The sequence below is a fragment of the Saccharothrix sp. ALI-22-I genome (genome assembly GCF_001984175.1).
Classification (GTDB): domain Bacteria; phylum Actinomycetota; class Actinomycetes; order Mycobacteriales; family Pseudonocardiaceae; genus Actinosynnema.
In genome coordinates this window covers 22,134-41,110 of sequence record NZ_MTQP01000055.1, presented here as the reverse complement: position 1 = coordinate 41,110, position 18,977 = coordinate 22,134, and the positions used below count along the sequence as shown (strand labels likewise).

The following is an 18,977-nucleotide window of genomic DNA, read 5'->3' as shown; positions in this document are numbered from 1 at the left end:
CTTCCCCGCTCCACCCGATCTAGCCTGGGGTCAGAGGTAGTCAGAGGTAGTTGAACAGCGGGGGGAAGACCAGGACCACGATCCAGGCCCACACGGCGTAGACCGGGAGGTAGGTGGTCTGCCAGCGTTCGAGCGCCGCGAACGGTGCGCGTCGGCGGACGAGACCCAGCACCAACCACGCCGACCAGGCGAGGTTGGCCAGCAGGATGATGTTCTCCCCGAGTGCCGCCGCCTTGTTGGGTGTCGTGCCGTACTCGGTGATGCGGCCGGTGATTTCCAGCAGTACCAACACATCGATGACCAGGGCGCTGACCACGAGCGCGAGCTGCAACTTGTCGAACAGACCGGGCGGGGCCAGCGGATCGCGGGCCGAGATCGAGTAGAGCAGCAACGCCAGCACCACGACCAACAGCAGGTCGAACAGGATCAGCGCTTCCCGCTCGACGTCGATGCCGCCGCTGGTGAAACCGAGGGTGACCAGGAAGGCCAGCAGTGCCGCGGTGAACAGCGGGGTGAACAGTTTCGTGAGTACCGGGGCGATGTTCTCGACGACGCTCTGCTTCGCCTCGACGAGCCACCCGGCCACCACCACCGCGGCCGCGGCGCCGCAGGGCATGAGCCACTGCGAGATGAAGCCTTCCGGGGAGATCCCGATGGCCTCGAACGTCCCGAACATGAACGCGGTCAGCACACCGCCACCGAGCGCGATGAGGACGTAGTAGACGAACCACTCGCCGGTGAAGCGGATGAAGTCCATGCGTCGGCGCGGCGCGCGCACATCGTCGGCCACATAGGCCAGACCGACCACGAACCACAGTGCGATGGGGAGGTGGATGGCGGTCAGGACCACCGACTGGGAGTCTTCCGCGAGCGAATAGATGTTGGCCGCCACGGCACCGAGCGCGAACAACGCCAGCAGCACACCGACCAGCGCTTTGGTGGCCTGACGGCGCCAGGCCAGGAAGCCCGCCAGCCAGGGCAGCACGAACAGGCCCACGTTGGGCCCGTAGAACGCGGCGTCCTCTTCGAAGTTCAGGCCGAACAGCTCCGGCGCCTTGACGGACGCCGCCGCGCCCGCCGCGCAGACGGCCATCGCGAGCAGGTCACGCCGCGCCCGGGTGTCCGCCACCGGGCTGTCGGCCGCACCGGTCAGCACCAGTTGCTTCCACAGCCGTTCCGAGTGCTCCCGGGCGAACTCGCGGGACAGGTCGTCCAGGCTGCCCATGCGCTTGACCGCGACCAGGAACGCCTCGTCGGCGTGGAGGCCGGCGGCGACGAGCTCGTCGACGGAACCCCGGAGGTGGTCTTCGAGCTCCTCGGCGTCGGGCCGGCTCAGCTCCCGGCGGCGCTGCACGTAGTGGCGCCACTGGGCGAACTGCGCTTCCAGGTCGTCGGTCATGCGTGGCCCCCCAACGGGATCGCGATCAACGGCCGGGAATCACCGTGGCCGCCGTGCCAGATCTCCTTGAGCGCCTCCACGACCGTGTCCCACTGACGACGTTGATCGGCGAGCTCGGCCAGACCGCTCTCGGTGATCCGGTAGTACTTGCGCCGTCGCTCCCCGGCGACCGCCTGCCAACTGGACTCGACGTGTCCGAGGCGTTCCAGCCGGTGCAGCAACGGGTAGAGCAGGCCCTCGGTCCAGTCCAACTCCCCACCGGACAGCTCGTTGATCCGCCTGAGGATGGCGTAGCCGTAGCTGTCCGCCTCGGCCAGGATGCCCAGCACCATCGGTGTCGCCGAGGCGGCCACGAGATCCTTGGTGACTTTCACGCGACCTCCACTAACCCGTACCCTAGATGTACAAGGCATAGTACTGCTAGGTATCGCTTGGCCGCAAGGAACCGGAGCGCCCACCGGTCACGCAGGGTGGTAGGCACCCGGTTGGGTCAGACTTCTACGGCCGTTCGTGCCGCACGTACAGCGGCGAGGCCACCACCACGGGGAACGGCAACCGTGCCGATCGGACCACCCTGGTCACCTTCGCGCACCCGCCCAGGAACGGTGCCGCGGCCAGGTACTCGTCGGTACCGGCGATCTCCCGGAACAGCACCTCCAAGTGCCGTGGCAGGGCCTCGCCCTGAGCGGTCGACCGGTCGAACAGCCGCCAGAACGTCCGTTCGGGCAGCGACAGCGCGGACCTGTGCGCGGCATCCACCACGGCCCCGGCGTTCTGCGGGTCGGAGAACCGGTTGAGCTCTGTCGGAGCGGGTGTGCGAACCGGGCCGGAGCCCCCGACCAGGTGCTTGGCGGAGCCGTGCAACACGATGCGCGGTGCGGCGCCGGCGACCTCCCCCGCTTCGCAGAACAGCACCGCGCCGCGCGCCGGGTCGTGCTCGGTGACCTGGTAGCCGATCCGCCCCTCGAAGAAGACCCATTCACCGGGCACCAGGTCGGGCTCGGTGTACCACCGGCCGGCCAGGGTGATGTGGTCCACCAGTTGGTCCAACAGTTCGGACTTGCGCGCCACCTCCGAGGGCTCCAGCTCCAGCGACGCCTCGACGCCGCCGATCTTCGCGCCGCCCGCCAGCTTCTTCGCGCGCATCTTCCGCCACCACGGTGCCGCGGTCGGGATGAACTGGCGCACCTTGGCGTCCGAGAGGTAGACGTACTCCTGGTACAAGATCGCTCCGCATCAGAGTGTTTTGAGCGCCGTGGACCACCGTCCGGTGAAGTCCTCGGTCGACACCGCCACGCGACCGTCGACGATCACAGCCAAGCGCAGCCGCCACGCCGCCCCGACGCCGAGGGTCACCCGGTGACACGGCTGGTCGGTGAGCTGCTGCCACGCGGACAGGCCGTCATCGGACTGGGTCGCCACCCACAGCCCTTCATCGCAGGCCACCGCGATCGTCACACCGCCGCGATAGCCGATGCAGGCCAGGTCCGCGACCCGCCCCGGTGTCCGGATCTCGCCGGCGGGCGTCCAGATACCGGACAACTGGTCGAAGGTGATCACCTGCCGGGTGTCCGCGAGCACGCCGAAGCACTGGAGTTCGCCCCAGGTGTTCAGGCAGAGGTCGGCGGTGAGCACGCCGGTCGGGCCGAGTCGCCGCAGGTCGTGCGCGTCCACCCCGACGAGTTCGCCGGCAGGTGACACGGCCGCGATCACCGGTTCGCCGTCGTGGTCGTTCGCCGCGGCCAGCACGCGCCGGACGTGCGGTCCGGCGGTCGTGCGCCGCAGCGAGCCGTCGAGGCCGAACTCGACCGTGGTCAGCCGGTCGGTGTCCGGGTCCGCGGTGAACGCCGCGGTCGAACCGCCGGGCAGCCGCACCGCCGCGATGCCGCCGCCCAGCTTCGCGCCGCCGGCTTCCCGCCACTCCCCCGCACGACCGACCCAGAGCCGATCCGCCTTGTCCACCATGAAGCACACCGTCGTGCCCGTGCCGTCGGTCACCGACCGGACGGCCACCGGGGCCAACGGGGCACTGTCGTCCGGGACCAGGGCCCACATCGCGCCGGCGCCCAACCGGGCCTGGGACAGCACCGTCGTGCCGACCGCGGTGACGACGGTGGTGCCGGAACCGTCGACGGCCAGGTCGAGGTCGCCGTAGCGCAGGGTGCCCGGCTCCACGGCACCCTTGCTGCCCAGCTCGGCTGCCCAGCGCACCAGCGAGGTCGGCCGTCGGGCCGGGTCGGCCGACAGCAGTGCGGCCACGTGGTCGGCCACGGCGGTCGGGAAGTTGGCCCGCAGCAGCATCGCGCGGCTGTCCGCCTCGGCGTCCGACTCGTCCGGTGGTCGGCCGGTGAGCAGGTAGTGGACCACGGCGCCGAACGAATACCGGTCCGCCGCGGCGCTGCCCCTTCCGGTGCGCGCTTCGGGAGCGGTGTAACCCCGGTTCTGGATCGCGGTGACCGGGCCGCTGCGGGTGGGCACGGCGAAGGTGAAGTCGATGAGGCACACGGCCCCCGACGGCTCGACCATCACGTTGGTCGGCGAGATGTCCCGGTGGCTGACCGCGAGCGGGCCGTCGGCGATGCCGTCCACGGCCTCGGCCAGCCGTGAGACGACATCGCACACCTGCTCGAACGCCGGCCGCCGCTTGAGCCAGCGGACCAGGTCCTCGCCTTCGATCCACGGTGAGACGACGTAGAGCGTGCGGACGTCGCCTTCCCGTCCGGCCGGGTGTGGTTGCGCACCGATGAAGATTTCCGAGGCGCCGACCACCCCGGTCACACCGCGCTGCAACTGGTTCGCCTCGCGCAACGCGTCCAGCGCCCGCACGTGCCACCGCGCCAACGCTTGCGCCGCGGATTCCTCGTGGTCGGCCGGCAGGTGCTCGGCGTGCAGCACCTTCACCGCCCACCGGTGCCTGCTACTGCCGTCACGGCGCGCGGTCGTCGCCAGCCACACCTCGCCCTCGCCGCCACGGCCGATCCGCTCTTCGAGCCGGTACTGGTCCGGGTCGTCCAGCGGACCGACGTAGAACCGGGACGGCGCGGTGCCGCCCCCGTCCCGGAACGCCGGCTCACTCACGGTAGGTGAACCGTGAGCGAGCCGGGGCGGGCGCCTCGTCCGGCACCGGGTTCGCCGGGATCACGACGTGCGGCTGGGCGCCGGCCATCGTCCGGTGCAGGTCCACCAGGAGATCGTGCACCCGCTGCATGACCGCGACCTGGGCACTGGAGGGCGAGTCGACCGCGATGCCGGACACCTCGCTCAGCCTCGGGTAGTCGGCCGCCCGACGCCCGGCGATCGCGGACAGCTCGTCCAGCACGGCACGCAACGCGCCGAAGTGCGGCGAGTCGTGCCCGGGACGCAGACCCCCGGACAGGCCGGTGAGGAACCGCACCAGTTCGCCGTCCCCCGACGCCAGCCTGCCGAGGTCCCGTGTGGACAACCTCATGATGTCCACATCGCTCCACGCCGGGCTGCCCAGCACCCGCTGGGACTCGGTGTCACACCGGCCCACCAGCTCGGAGATCCGGCCGCTCAGTTCGGCACGCCGTTGGTCCCAGTCGATGGTCCCGACGGAACGCAGGCGATCGAGGGCGAGTCGGGTGCGCTCCGGCAGCGGCCCCGGTCTGGCCGGCTCGCCGAGGCGTTCACCGACCCGGTGGATGATGCCGCCGCCGAGCCCGGCGAAGTAGTCGGCCAACACGTCCAGGCCGCCGACCGTGGTCGGGTCGCCACCGCCGACCTTGACCAGTTCCTCCAGGAGGGCGTGGTTGGGCACGATGGTCTCGTTGGGCTGGTACTGGCCGCGGCGGTGGAACAGCTCGGCGGTGCTGATCCCGATGGCGTGCAACCGGATGCCGACGTCGCGGTGCAGGTGCGCCACCAGGCTCACCGGTTCCTCCACGGTGTGCACGACCTCGCCGATGCCCTGATCACCCCTCGGCGTCCAGTTCGCGCCGTCGCTCACCAGCACGATGAGCTTCTCGTTGCCCGGTCTTCCGTGCTGGTACAGCAGGTTGGCCGCTTCGTGCAGGGCGTTGCCGATGTTGGTGCCGCCGTTGGGGCGCAGCAGCGCCACGGCGTGGCGGAAGTCCTGCACCAGCGACTCCGGGGAACTCCCGTCCAGCTGCGCCATCCCGCCCTGGCGGGGGAACCGGTGCCGCACCTGGTGGTTGAACTCCAGCAGCGCCAACCGGGACACCCGGCCGGAGATCTGCAACCGGATGTCGAGCAACTCCTGCAGCGAGCGCTTGAGGGCCTCCATCCGCGTGATCCACCGCTGGCTGGAACCGAAGAACCGACGCGATTCGACGCCCACCGGCAGGTCGTCCACGGACATGGAGTTGCTGGAGTCGGCCAGGACCACGATGTCGACACCCGCACGCACCGCGGACGCGTGCAGCTCGACGACCGTGTCGCGGGTCAGGCTCGCCACGACGTCCGTCCGGCCACCGAGATCGATCTCGCGGACCCGGTGCGGCACACCGTCGATCGGCAGTGACACGTCCACGTCACCGGCGGGAATCCACAGCAGCGTGCCCACCAGACCGGCCTTGGCGATGTCGCGGGCGGCGTCGGCGGGGTCGCGCTCGGTCGGCAGTTCCAGGACCAGGCGGCGGATCGGGACGGGAGTCATCCGGTCGAGCAGCCAGTCCGGGCGGTCCGAGGCGTCCACGTCCCACGCCACGGCCAGTTCGTCGTCCACCGCGACCTGCCCCGGCGGCACCGCGTCCGACTCCGCGGCGAACACCGCGGTCCGCAGCCACCCGGTCGTGGAGCGGACGCTCATCAAACAGGGGCCACTGCCGTCACCGGCGGCCAACCCGATGCGGTTACCCGCGATCGGGCCACCACCGGGTACGACCGCCAAGCGGTGCGACGTCGAGTCCGCTACGCGCGTCATTTGCGCCTGCCCCCTTCGATCTGCACCTCCACACCGAGCCCCTCCCGGTAGGCCCGGATGCTCTGCCCGCCCGGCCCGATGAACCTGCCGCGCAGGTGCTCGGGCACCTTCACGAAGAGCCTGGCCGGCCTGCCGACGCCCCCGTCGCGCTGGAGCGGCGGTTTGTACTCGGCCAGTTCGATCCCCGCCGCGATATCCGCACCGAACTGCCTGTCGTTCGCGATGACCAGGCGTTTGAGGCGTTCGACCAACCTCATGCCCTCCTGGGAGGTGGTGGCCAAGGCCGCGAGCTGACGATCCCACACCGGGCGCATCTCCGACATCGCGTTCGACGCCGAACGGTCCCGGGCCACTTCGCGGCCGAGCACGCCGAGCAGCCGGTGGATGCGGTCGTAGTCCAGCGCCAGGTCCCGGTGGCCGCTGTTGCGCAGGTTGTGCGCGAACCCCTGCAGGCTCGGCAACCGTTCCTTGCGCTTGCGCGCCGCCGCTCCGACGACGATCTGGAACATCAGCTCGTCCGGGCTGACGCCCCGCATCCCACCGTGCTGCTCACACCGGCCCAGGCCCATCCGCTCACCGCCGAACACCTGCCAGCGGCGGGCGTGCCGGGTGCAGATCCGGTGGTCGCAGCGGCGCAGATCCCTCGACACGTGCTCGCAGCGGACCGTGCCGATGTCCGTGCACGACCGGTTCTCGCAACGCGGGAACACGTCGTCGTAGCAGGACGGGCAGTAGTCCACGTCCGGATCACGGGGGTGCGGCTTGCGGTGGTCGGCGCACCAGGCCCGTTCACGCCGACAGACACGGCCCGCGCAGCGGAACACGGCCGGAGCCGAACACGCCTGGCACGTCGGGTGGTGGTCCTGGCAGTTCGCCACCAGCGCGCCGTCCAGGATCACGACGTGCCGGTCGCACACCCGGTTGTCGGAGTCACCCGGTGGGCACGACGTGCAGACGAACGGGGCGTAGGTGGCTTCACCCTCCGCCGTGCAGTGCCGGCACCGGTAGCGCAGGCGGGCCCGTTCGCGCACCGCGACGATGGCGAACCTGGTGTTCCCGTCGACGACCCGCACGCCACCCGGCAGGCGGGCGACCTCCAACCGCACCAGGCCGTCGGGGCTGTGCAGCTCGTGCACCGGGCGTTGCCCGAGGTCACGGCCCACCAGCACCGGTTCCACGGCGTCCCACAGCTCCGCGAAACCGTCGGGTGACGTGGGCGCGTTGCGCAGTCCGCGCACGTCCAGCACGAGTTCGACCTCGCCGCTCACCTGCCGGCCCTCCTGTCGCCGCGCTGCCGGTTCCCGTCACGCCTGCCGTCGCCGTCACGCCTGCCGTCGCCGCCGCTCCTGCCGTTGCCGCCGCGCCGAGCGGTCTGGCGGTTCGGGCGTTGTGGCGGCTTGGCCGGCTTCGCCGGTTCAGCCTCGGCGAATCGCGTCCGCCAGGTGCCCATCACCACCGACACCCGGCCTGGGAACGACTGGTCGAGCACGGCCAGCAGCGGCCCGCCCGGGGAGGCGTCGGTCATCGCGTCGAGGCAGCGGCCGAGCAGTTCGGCATCGCCACCGCTCGCCCAGTGCGCCAGCAGGTCGGCTTCGGTCGATCCGTGCTTCACGCCGAGATCCGGCAGGTCGAGGGCGAGCAGGACCGGCGCCAGCTCGTCCACCCCCGCGTCCAGGTTGCGGAACTCGACGGCGGCGTCGTTCACCAGGTGGCGCACCACATCCCGCGCCGGACGTCTGCGTGGCTCGGCGGGCGCGGCGCGACCGTTGCCCTGCCCTCGCTGCGCCGGTCTGCGATCCTCCACGGCCAGCCGGGCGCGCAGCCCGTCCGCGACCGCTCGGGCGCGGTTCTCCTCCAGCAGGCGCTGGGGTTCGTGTCCCGCCCGCCTGCCGTCGCGCACCATCCGGCGCACCTGCATGGCCAGTGCGGCGAGTACCAGGGCGTGTGCGCGGGCGGCCGCCAAGGTGGCCGCGGAGTCCACGCAGCGGACCACGACGGTGAGGGTGCCGTCCGGTTCTTCGCCGGGGGAAACGTCCATCCGGTCGAGCTGTGCGACGCCGTCACGACGCCGCAGCTCCGCTTTGACCCGGTCCAGGTGCTCGTGCGTGGTCGAGGCGAGGAACCTGGCGGCGAGGTGCGACCGTGACGAGGCCAGCCACCGCGAACCCGTCCGGTCCAGGGGTTGCCCGCTCGCGGTGACACCGCGCCCGGTCATCGCGATGAGCGCCGGGACCCGGCTGCGCAACACGTTGCACAGCACTTCCTGCTCCACCGGTGACAACACCTCGATCGTGTGCACGTCACCGCCGGGCATCCCGGCCTGCCTGGTCGTCGCGATCCCCGGTGGCACGAGGACGCCGCCCGCTCTCCCCGCGATTTGGGACAGCCGGCGCACCACGTGGGCCAACGCGGTGAACAGGTCGTCCCGGGCCGGTCTGCTGCCCAGCCACGACAGCGGAACACCGATCGTGAACAGGCCCGGCGAGCCCTCAAGCGGGGCGATGTGCAGCCGGGTGTCGCCAATGCGCAGATCGGCCGTGGCGAACGTCCGCGCCATCGCGTTCGGTTCGACACCCAGCACCGCGAATGCCTTGTCGAACCTCTGCCGGGCGGCGCCCAGCCGCGTCAAGCTGACCAACATACGTGGTGATCGGCTGTTCGACGGGAGTTCGTTACATAGCCGGCAGATCTATTCGCACAGGCCCTGTGCCCACTCGGCGGCGGCGTGCCGATACACACCGCCGCCGAGTTGGTCAATCACCCTTTACGTTGACGATCTGCCGCAACGTGTGGCGCACGTCGACCAGGTCCCGCGCGTCGTGCATCACGATGTCGATGTCCTTGTACGCGGCCGGGATCTCGTCGATGAACGCGTCGGTGTCGCGGTACTCGATGCCGACCATCGCCCGGCGCAGGTCCTCCCGGTTGAACGCCTTGCGAGCGGCCGTACGGGAGTACTCACGGCCGGCGCCGTGCGGCGAGGAGTTCAGGCCGACCCGGTTGCCCTTGCCGACCACCACGTACGACGCGGTGCCCATCGAACCGGGGATGAGACCCGGCCGGCCCTCCTCGGCATTGATGGCGCCCTTGCGGGACAACCACACCTTCTTACCGAAGTGGGTTTCCTGTTCCGTGTAATTGTGATGGCAATTCACCGTCTCCTGCCGTTCCACCTCGCGACCCATCCAGTCGGAGACGCAGTCGACCACCCGGTCCATCATCTCCTCGCGGTTGAGCCACGCGAATTCCTGGGCCCAGCGCATTTCCCGGATGTAGCTCCAGAACTCGTCCTCGCCCTCGACCAGGTAGGCCAGGTCCGGGTCCGGCAGGCTGATCCACCGGCGTTCGCACTGATCGCGGGCGATCCGGATGTGCTTCTGGGCGATCTTGTTCCCCACACCGCGCGATCCGGAGTGCAGGAACAGCCACACCTGCCCGGTCTCGTCCAGCGTGACCTCGATGAAGTGGTTGCCGCTGCCGAGGCTGCCGAGCTGGAGCTGCCAGTTGCCGACGTAGGAGCCGGGGTCGAAGCCGGACTTCTCCGCGCTGTCGGCGAGCAGCTCGACCCGCGCGCGCGCCGTGCCGGTCAGGTGGTTGTTGTACTTCCCGGCCGACAGCGGCACGGCCTTCTCGATCGCCTCGCGCAGGGGGGCGAGCGGGCGCGGCCGGAAGTCGTCCCGGGTGAACTGGGTGCGCACGGCGATCATGCCGCAGCCGATGTCGACACCGACCGCGGCGGGGATGATCGCGCCCAGGGTGGGGATGACGCTGCCGACCGTGGCGCCCTTCCCGAGGTGTGCGTCGGGCATGAGCGCCAGGTGCGGGAAGATGAACGGCATCCTCGACGTCTTCTCGGCCTGCTCGCGGGTGCCGGGGTCGAGGATGGACGCCCAGTTCATCAGGCGCTTGTTGATCTGCTCCACGGTTCTCCTCTGCTCAACGCAGAAGTTATTCGCCTTCGGGCGGCGCCGCGACCGAGATTCGCACCGCGTTCGCGGCGGCGAGTCGGGCGAGCAGGTCCCGGCTCGCCCGTGCGATGGCCGGTTCCACGCCCAGCTCCCCCAGCATCTCCGTCGCCGCCGCCATCTCGTCGGCACGGCGCACGGCGTGCAGGCGCGTCCCCGCCACCGGTCTGTCTACAGTAGACGAGTCGGCGCGGTTCAGCTCGGTGGTGACGTTCTCGCGCAACCAGTCCTCGCACTCCGCCGCCGAGGCGGCTTCCAGTGCTTCCACCACCGCTGCCGCCAAGCCCTTGCACCCGACTACCAGTCGGTGCTGGTCGCCTAGCCGTTTCGAGCGGCACGGGCGTGGGTGGAGCCGACCCTCGACTCCACGCCCCGTCCGTGACGGTCGCCGAGTCGTAGGTGCGGGACTCGGTCCGCACCGCTCTCCCCACCGGCGTAGGCCCCGGTGGGGAGAGCGGTGCGGGTGGATCAGCCCTTGTGAACAGCGCTCATCGGTAGTCGGGATGCCACTCGCTGAATACGTCCACCAACTCCTCCAGCATCCGGCCGCGCGGCGTTGCCTTGTCGGCCTCGTCGAATCCGGTGTCGGCCAGCTCCGAGCCGAGCACGTCGAGGACCGCCTCCACGGTGGCCGGCTCAGGTCGGTCCGGGCTCCACTGAACCGGGACGCCGTGCGTGGCGAGCACGGCGTTCAGCAGCTCCCAGTGTTGCCGTCCTGCCGAGAACCAGTCCGGGATTTCACCTTGCATCACCCCAGGATTCACCACTTCTAGTTGAGGGACCGCCCGGCACGCCGTTTTGCCTTGTTGCCGTTGCCTTGCGCCGATCGCCGAACGTCCGGCTTCGGTCCGCGGGACTTTCCGAACGCCGTGACGATCTGCCGGTCCCGGTTGAGGACGACCTGGGCGTTGCGGCCGACGTACCTGACCGTGCCCCCCTCCTGCTGAACGACCTTCTTCGGATTGCGCACCGCGTCGCGCATGGCACGCAGGTTCACCCCTCGGCCGTCGTTGCGCCCGATCGACTGGTTCAGCCCGTGCCTCGTGTGGCCGGCCCACACCGGGCAACTGGTGGTCGCGTTGTGGACGGTGAGGTCGAATCCGTCGGTGACGACCAGGAACGTGTGCGCGTTGGCCACGTTGAGGTTGTAGACCAGTGTGTCGCGCTGCAGGCCGTGGTCGACCACGGCCAGGACAGCCGTGGGGGCGCCATCGGAGCCGACCACCAGGTCGCCGACGCGGACGTCCTTGGCGTCTACCCAGCCGCGGCCGTCCACCCAGATCGGGTGGTTGGCGGTGGCGGTGAGCGCCCGAGGTGTGCTCGGGTCGAGGTCCAGGTCGACCAGGTACTTGTCGCCGTAGCCGACGATGACGTCCAGCACCGGCTGGGTGGTGACCTCGCCGGTCTCCGGGTTGCGGGCCGCCACCAGGTCGCCCGGCTCTATCTCGCCGATCGCCTTCCCGGTGCCGTCCGCCATCACCACCGGTGTGTCGGGGGTGAACGAGTTGCACCCCGCTCGGCCTCGTGTCGCCGTGGACCTGACCGCCTTGACCGCGCGGGACGCCGCCTTCGGCACGGTTCTCGATGCGGCCTTGACCGCCGCGATGCCGCCCTTGACCGCCGCACCCGCGCCGACCAGGTTGGCCGCCGCGGTGACGGCCATCTCGGCGGCCTTGCGGTAGTTGCCGGTCGAGGCGTAGGCCACCGCCGACACCGCACCCGCCACGGCGCCGATCGGGCCCGGGATGTAGGACACGACCTCGGCGACCTTGGCCACCACGTTCGCGACCTTCTTCAGCCAGCCCCACCTGCCGTCGAGGTCGGTGCAGTTGACCGGATCGCCCGCGCAGTAGTCGTAGGCCGTGGCGTTGCCGCCGTCCTCGGGGTCGACCTGCCAGAACCGGCCGGTGCCCGGGTGGTAGAGCCGCACACCCATGAGGACCACGCCGCCCAGTGCCTCGGCGGACCGCTGCTTGCCGCCCAACCAGCCGTAGCGGGCGGTGGAGCCTTCGGCGGGCGTGCCGTACTCGTCGTAGTCGAGCACGGTGACCGCGCCGAGCTGCCCGGACACGACCGGGACGGTGGCCATCACGTCGCCGTGCAGGTTGGTCAGCTGGAGCTTGACGTCACCGGACAGCGACGTGGTCAGCGCCAGGTCGCCCTCGGGTGAGGAGATGTTGCGGGTGACGTTGTTGTTCTGGGTGACGTCCTCGGCGATCCAGCGCGGTTCGTCGGAGTCGTCGGCGTAGTGGTTGACCTTGGTGACCGCGTTCGCCCACGCGCCGTTGACCAGCTTCTCGCTGGTGAACGCCCGCTGCCGCAGCGCCGGGTCCAGCGTCCACGTCATCCGCGTGTCGGCGGTCTGCTGCGAGCGCACCAGGTCGTTGACGTAGTAGCTGTTCTGCACTCCCGCCGGGGTGGCGGTGATGCGGCCGAACGCGTCGTACACCCAGCCGGCGTCGGTGAGCCGGTCGGCCGAGTCGTAGGTGTGGGACTCGGTTTGCGCCGGCTCCGAGTCACCCGGGCACACGCCCGCGGTGGTGCCGACCCGGGTCGTCTTGCCGGTGCGGTTGGTCCGCCGGTCGAACGCGTAGGTGCGCACGGTGCACGCGCTGGTGGCGGCGGAGGTGTCCTCGACCCTGGTCAACCGGCCCAGGTCGTCGTAGGAGTACCGCTTGTCCGAGCCGGGGCCGGTGTGCCGCAGCCACTGGCCCTGGGCGTTCTCGACCACCGCGCTGGCGGCGATGACCGTGCCGTCCTTGCGGTAGGTGCGCGCCACCGGCACGCCCGCCGGGTCGAACTGCTGGTCCATCCGCACGCCGCCGGGCAGGTCAAGGCTGGTGATCTGGCCGTCCGGACCGTAGTGGGCGTTGATGGAGCCACCGACGCTGTCGGCGACGGACGTGACGAACCCACGTGGCTCGGCGGCGCGGTCGTAGGTGAAGGTCTGGTTGGTGCCCAACGAGTCGGTGATCTTCGCCGGCTTGCCGAACCGGTCGAACTCCGTCGTGGTCCAGGCGCCGTCGGCATCGGCGTAGCGCACCAGCCGGCCCAACCGGTCGAACTCGCGCGACACGGTCGCGCTCACGGTCGTGCCGTCGGTGAACTTGGTGGTCAGCGCGTCACCGGAGACCGGGTCGTAGTCGGTGCCGACCTGCTGGATCGGCTCGCCGAGGTCACCGGTGATGCGGGTGCCGACCAGCCGGTCGGCGGCGTCGTAGGTGTTGACCGTGGTGCGGGTCCGGCCCGCCACGGTCTCGACGATGCGGTCCGGCTCGCCGAACCGGGTGTAGGACTCCACCCGGCGCACCGGCATCTCGCCGACCATCCGCGCCGCGTCGTGCCCGGTGATCGCACCCACCGCCCGCACCACGCACGCCTGGCCGGCCCACTCGGGTCGGTTGCCGCACGCCGCGTCGTCGGGGTTCGCGCCGGCCGTGTAGAAGACGGAACGGGTGGTGCCCGCGTCGGCGCCGTTCGAGCCGATCTTGCGCGACTCCCGCGCCCTGCCCTGGTCGTCGTACTTGGTGGCCGCTTCGAGCGGGTCGGTGGTCTCCGCGGCGGTGATGACCTTGGTGGCCTTGCGCAGCGTCCAGCCGGACGCCCCGCCGTACTGCGGGCCGTACTCGTTCTTGTTCACCCGGACGTCCTGGTCGCCGTCCACCCCGACCACCCGCGCGCCGGCGCGCTCGGTGGTGGGCAGGTGGTAGGCCACGCCGTCCGGTTTGCCCTCGTCGTAGGTGGTGCGGGTGACGGCACGGGCGTTGACCAGCCTGGTCGCGTCGTTGGCCAGGGCGATCCGGTGCAGCGGGCCCAGCGACTCGACCAGGTCCAGGCCGTCGGTGCTGTAGGTGCTGCGGGTGTCCAGCCAGGTGGCCCTGGTTTTGCTGTCGTACTGCGCCAGGCCCAACGTCGACAGGTGCGTGTCGCCGTCCGGGTACTGGCCCAGGGCCAGGGCCCGGTTGGCGGACTCCAACTGCCGCACCACGTTGCCGAACCGGTCGTACTCGCTGGTGTCGATGTGCCCGCCGGGCGTCGCGGTGTTGACCTCACGGCCAGAGGCGTTGAGGTAGTGCACCGTGGCCGCCCGGTAGCCGTCCGCGCCGGGTGTCTGCCCGGTCGCGGTGTGCACCGACGCCGGGTCCTCCGGGCCGAACACCGCCACCGCGTCGGTCGGCGCGTCGGCCTGCGCCCACGTCGCGATCGCGCCGCCGTCCAGGTCGTACGGGCCGCCGGCGGCACGGGTCAGCGGCACGCCGTAGACCACGGTCGTGGCGATCTCGCCGTCCAACTGGTCCTTGGTGCCCGCCCGCAGCGCCGCACGGCGCACCTTCAGCAGCCGCCCGGTGTTGTCGTCGCCCGACCCGGCCCGGCCGAAGTCGAACCGCCACGGCAGGTCACCCGGCTGACCGATCTCGGTGATGTGCCCGGCGTCGTCGTAGGCGTAGCTCGTCTTGAGCGGCTGGGCCAGCCTCGGGTCCCACACCTCGCGCAACCGGCCGCGGTCGTCGTAGGTGTAGCGGACGACGTCGGCCTTGGACACCGCGCCCGTGGCCGGGTCGGTGCTCCACGCCGCGATGGCCCGGATCTGGCCGGTGATGTCGCCGAGCGCGGTGGTGGTCGCGGTGGTGGAGGTGGCGTACTCGTACTCCAGCACCTCGCAGCCGCGGGCGGGCGTGGTCGCGGTGCAGTCGCCGATGCCCGGCTCCTGGGGCGCGATCACCCGCTTGATCCGCAGCTGGTCGTCGATGTTCTCGTAGGTGTAGCGGGTGACGTTGGCCTGCGCGGGCGGTGTCGCGCTGTCCACCAGGTACGTGTCCGTGCCCGCGGGCTTGGCGAACGTGGTCACCGTGCCGTCCAGTTCGGACAGCCGGTAGGCGTCACCCTGCTTGGTGAGCGCCAGGTCCTCCGCGCCCGGCTCCGGCCAGAACCGGCCGTCCGGGGTGCCGGTGAACCAGATCGAGGAGCCGTCGGCCTGCTCGACCTGCACGGTGTCCTGGTGCGGGAACGTCAGGCGGGTGTAGTCGATCTGCGCCGAGTCGACCTCCGCGCCGGTCTCCCAGTGCGGCCCGAACGGCGCGGTGATCTCGCGCAGGGACAGGTCGTCGAAGTACACCTTCTTGCCGCTGCCCGGCGCGAAACCGTTGTACAGGCGGATGAACGCCTCGGTCGCGTCGTTCGGGACGGTGAAGTCGAGCGTGAGCTGCTGCCACGCGTCCACGGCCGTCGGCCGCTTCGTGGACCACTCCGGGTACCCCGCCGGGGTCCGCGCGAACGCGGTGATCCTCAGGCCGCGGTAGTGCTCGGTGTTCAGGCCGGTGGCCGCGGGCACGTAGATCCACCCGCTCACGCGGTACGTGCGGCCCGCCTTCATGCCCAGGCGCATACCGCCGTTCATGTCGCCTTCGACAGTGGCGAACGTGTCGTTGCCCCACTGGGTGTTCCCGGTGGGGATGACCTCCAGCGAGTCGGTGCTGTCGTGGCCGCGTTCGGTGTTGCGGGCGATCGTGGCGGTGCCCGGGAGGAACCCGGCCGTGTCCGCGGAGACCTTCTGCTGGTTGGCGGTCAGCCGCTGCCGTTGCAGCTGGAAGCCGGCCCGCGGGTCGCGTGAGGACGACGTGCGCGACACCGACAGGCCGAACTCCTCGGCGTCGGTCGAGCCGATCGAGTAGTCACCGGTCAGCAGGTTCACCGAGCCGGGGCCGATCGACGTCCCGGCCGCGTTCTCCGCGCTCGGGTCGACCACCGCGGTGCGCCACGCGGTCGAGTACGCGCCGGTGCCGGCGGCGTCGGTGGCCAGCACGGCCTTCACCTGCACCACGCCGGCGGCCTCGCCCAGGGTGTCGACCGCGTTCCACACCGCGAACTCGCCGAACGAGGACAGCGGCACGAACCCCGCGCCCAACGACGCCCCGTTCGCCCTGGTCAGGTTCGCGGACGGGATGTCGGCCTCGACCGCCGCGCCCGGACCACGTCGCCACGCGAACTTGACGTGCGTGAACGCCGGCTCGCCGTCCACCTGCAACTGGAGCCGCCGCGGCACCCGGGTGGCCTCCGCCGGCCGCAACAACCCGGCCCGGCCCACGTGGAAGGTGTACGAGCTGATCCCGGACAACCGGCCGGACCGGTCCTTGGTGCGGACGTTGAGCGTGTGCTGGCCGTCCGTGGCCGGTGTGATCGCGGGCGTGGCCTTGCCGTCCGCGCCGGCCACCACCTCCGTCGTGGGCACGGCGTCCAACGCCCACAGGTAGGAGTGCACGTCAGCGGTGCCCGCCGGCGGGGTGAAGGTGAACGTGCCCGCCTGCCCCGCCGCCTTGTGCCACTTGTTGTCGTTCGGGTAGTCCACCGAGGACACGAACGGCGCACCGGGATCCTGGGTGTCCACGGTGAACTGCCGCCACTGCACCTGCGCGCCACGCGCAGGCGACACGTCCAGGCGCCACCGCTGGCACGCGGTGTCGAAGGACGTCCACGTCCACAGGCCGTTGCCCTGGTTCTGCGTGCAGCCCGGCACGTCCAGCGCCTTGCCGCTGGCCTGGGAGATGAGCTTGTACTCGCCGTTGCCGACGTGGTCCAGCCGCCACCGCTGGCAGGGGTTGCCGTTGTAGGGCCACTGCTGCACCGCAGCGCCGTCGGCGCTGTCGCAATTGCGCAGGTCCAGCGCCTTGAGCGTGGCCATCGTCGGAATCGCGTAATGCCCGTCACCGGTGTTGTACAGCGCGAACCGCTGGCAGTCGCTGCCGTTGGCGGGCCACTGGATGAACTGCCTGCCGTTCTCGGACGTGCAGTTCGGCAGGTCCATGTTCTGGTTCGAGCCGACCGAGCGGATGGTCACCCAGGCGTCGTCGGCCCAGTCGTGGTCATCCACAGTGGTCGCCCGGAACCGGTAGCTCTTACCCGACTGGAGAATGCCTGCCGGGACCTTCCAGGTGACGACACTGCCCGACGGCACACCGGTGAGCCAGTGGTCCTGGATCATCCGGTCGCCTTCGTAGACGAAGAATGCGGCCCGCACCGTGCCGCCGTCCGGGTCGCTCGGGCGGAACGACAGAGTGGGCGTGGTGGAGCGGGTGAAGGTCTGGCCGTTGGAGTCGCCGCGGTCGGACACGTCCAAGCCGGTCGCCGGGTCGGGGCGGGAGTTGTAGTCGACGGTGATGTGCGGGACCCCGCCCGCCTGCGCCGAGTCGAACTTCTTCCAGCTGTAGTTGTCGCTCTCGTTGGCGGCCTTGGCCATCACGCCGACCATGCCGGAACCGTTGTCCGCCGCCAACTGCACCAGCCCGCGGATGTCGCCGCTGACCCAGCCGTCGTTGCAGGACGCCGAGTAGCCCTTCGTCTCGCTGGTGGTGGACCAGTGCGTGTACCACGGCGGCTGGGCGTTCCAGTTGGTGCCGGACCCGATCAGGCCGGTGTCCCAGATCTGCCAGTCACGCGCGTCGCACGACCACGCGTGCCACTCGTACAGGTTCAGCCGCGCGCTGTGGATGCGCCTGCCGCGGAACTGGGACAGGTCGAAGTTGAAGTACGAACGGGCCACCGTCGCGCCGCCGTCGAACGTGCCCAGGCGCAACTCGGTCGAGCCGCCGGTGTCCGCCGTCGTGCCGGTCTGGACGTACTTGTCGTAGACCGGGCCGAGGTCGACGACCGGGTCGATCACCACCGGGTACCGGGTGTCCTCGGCGGCCAGGAAACCGGCGTCCGCGGTGAGCTTGAGCTCGGTGGCGGCCTGCTTGTCCGGCTGGGCCGAGCGCGCGGCGGTGGCCGGCTTGACGTCCAGGCCGAGCGGCACCCGCTTGAGCGGCTCGCCGGTCTTCTCGTGCCGCTTGTCGTCCCACATCTCGGGCTTGGGGATGGAGCCGACGACGGTGCCCGCCGCGTCGAGCAGGTCGGTGTTGCCGTCGTCCTTGTGCTTCGGGGTGGCGTTCCTGGTGCGCAGCGGGAGCGTCAGCTCGACCGGGCCCTTCGGGCGCTGCTTGAGGACCAGGAACTGCTCGAACCCGGTGCGGGTCGCCTCGACCACGAGGTCGGCGCCGGGCCGCACGTCGGGGTAGGTGGCCTTGCGGCCCTCCAGCTTCGGCTCGGGCAGCGCGCCGGTCCACTGCAACGCGACCTCGGCGTCGCCGTGGCGCACCACGGCCAGGTCACGGCTCTCACCCGCCTTGCCGCCGGGTCCGGCGATCACCAGGTCGCGCGGGTGCGCTTTGGGCGCGATCGTGCCGTCCGCGCGCTTCTCCAGCGTCAGGTCGACCGGCACCCAGGCGTCACCGCGCTTGGTGCGCACCGGTCCCGCGTGCAGGTCGGTGGTGAGCTTGCCGTCCGCGTTGACGAAGGTCGAGGAGTTCTCGGTGCGTTCGCTCAGCGCCTCGACGCGGATCTTGTGCAGGGCCGCGGTCGCGCGGGCCGACGGGATGTCCGCGGCCTCGTTCTTCGCCGGCAACTGCTCGGTCTGCCCGCTCTGCGCGGGCCGCGGTGCGGCGACCGCCCGGGCCGGCTCGATCGCGTTGATCGTCGAGGCCGTCATGACGAGCACGAGCGCCGCCGCGAGCGCACGGCCCACCGGTCTGACGACGCGCGAGGACTCCGATTGGGCCATGTGCTTCCCCCCGTTGCGACTCACCGCTGTTTTGCGGAGGGAAGCGTGCGGGATGGCGCGCGCGAGCGCCATAGTCCACGTGTGTGGCGAATATGACGTAACGCACTACTCACAGGT

The 18,977-nt window shown here is 70.7% G+C and carries 11 protein-coding genes; all 11 read right to left on the bottom strand.

Annotated features, from left to right (window positions below; translation table 11 throughout):
• Nucleotides 1-40: 40 nt before the first annotated feature.
• Nucleotides 41-1,399 carry a permease prefix domain 1-containing protein gene (locus tag ALI22I_RS14470; protein WP_077006018.1) on the bottom strand — a complete coding sequence of 453 codons (1,359 nt, stop codon included), beginning with the start codon at nucleotides 1,397-1,399 and terminating at the stop codon, nucleotides 41-43.
• A complete protein-coding gene (locus ALI22I_RS14465; protein WP_077006017.1) occupies nucleotides 1,396-1,773 on the bottom strand; it encodes a PadR family transcriptional regulator in 378 nt (125 codons plus the stop codon). Before ALI22I_RS14465 ends, ALI22I_RS14470 begins: the two co-directional genes overlap by 4 nt.
• Before the next feature lie 124 nt (nucleotides 1,774-1,897).
• Nucleotides 1,898-2,623: an SAVMC3_10250 family protein gene (locus ALI22I_RS14460; RefSeq protein ID WP_077006016.1), complete on the bottom strand. Its 726-nt coding sequence runs from the start codon at nucleotides 2,621-2,623 to the stop codon at nucleotides 1,898-1,900.
• A 12-nt stretch (nucleotides 2,624-2,635) separates the two neighbouring features.
• Nucleotides 2,636-4,477 carry a protein kinase domain-containing protein gene (locus ALI22I_RS14455; RefSeq protein WP_077006015.1) on the bottom strand — a complete coding sequence of 614 codons (1,842 nt, stop codon included), beginning with the start codon at nucleotides 4,475-4,477 and terminating at the stop codon, nucleotides 2,636-2,638.
• Complete coding sequence (locus tag ALI22I_RS14450; RefSeq protein ID WP_077006014.1) at nucleotides 4,470-6,302, bottom strand: vWA domain-containing protein; 1,833 nt, start codon at nucleotides 6,300-6,302, stop codon at nucleotides 4,470-4,472. Before ALI22I_RS14450 ends, ALI22I_RS14455 begins: the two co-directional genes overlap by 8 nt.
• A complete protein-coding gene (locus ALI22I_RS14445; protein WP_077006013.1) occupies nucleotides 6,299-7,570 on the bottom strand; it encodes a KH domain-containing protein in 1,272 nt (423 codons plus the stop codon). Before ALI22I_RS14445 ends, ALI22I_RS14450 begins: the two co-directional genes overlap by 4 nt.
• Nucleotides 7,567-8,931, bottom strand: a complete 1,365-nt coding sequence (locus ALI22I_RS14440; RefSeq protein WP_143532199.1) for a hypothetical protein — start codon at nucleotides 8,929-8,931, stop codon at nucleotides 7,567-7,569. Before ALI22I_RS14440 ends, ALI22I_RS14445 begins: the two co-directional genes overlap by 4 nt.
• 124 nt (nucleotides 8,932-9,055) lie before the next feature.
• On the bottom strand, nucleotides 9,056-10,225 hold the full coding sequence (locus ALI22I_RS14435; protein ID WP_077006011.1) for an RtcB family protein: 1,170 nt from the start codon (nucleotides 10,223-10,225) through the stop codon (nucleotides 9,056-9,058).
• A gap of 25 nt (nucleotides 10,226-10,250) precedes the next feature.
• Complete coding sequence (locus ALI22I_RS53640; protein ID WP_238598358.1) at nucleotides 10,251-10,550, bottom strand: DUF1932 domain-containing protein; 300 nt, start codon at nucleotides 10,548-10,550, stop codon at nucleotides 10,251-10,253.
• A gap of 205 nt (nucleotides 10,551-10,755) precedes the next feature.
• On the bottom strand, nucleotides 10,756-11,016 hold the full coding sequence (locus ALI22I_RS53635) for a hypothetical protein (protein WP_077006009.1): 261 nt from the start codon (nucleotides 11,014-11,016) through the stop codon (nucleotides 10,756-10,758).
• Nucleotides 11,017-11,036: 20 nt separating this feature from the next.
• Nucleotides 11,037-18,860, bottom strand: a complete 7,824-nt coding sequence (locus ALI22I_RS14420; RefSeq protein ID WP_143532198.1) for an RICIN domain-containing protein — start codon at nucleotides 18,858-18,860, stop codon at nucleotides 11,037-11,039.
• Nucleotides 18,861-18,977: the final 117 nt, after the last annotated feature.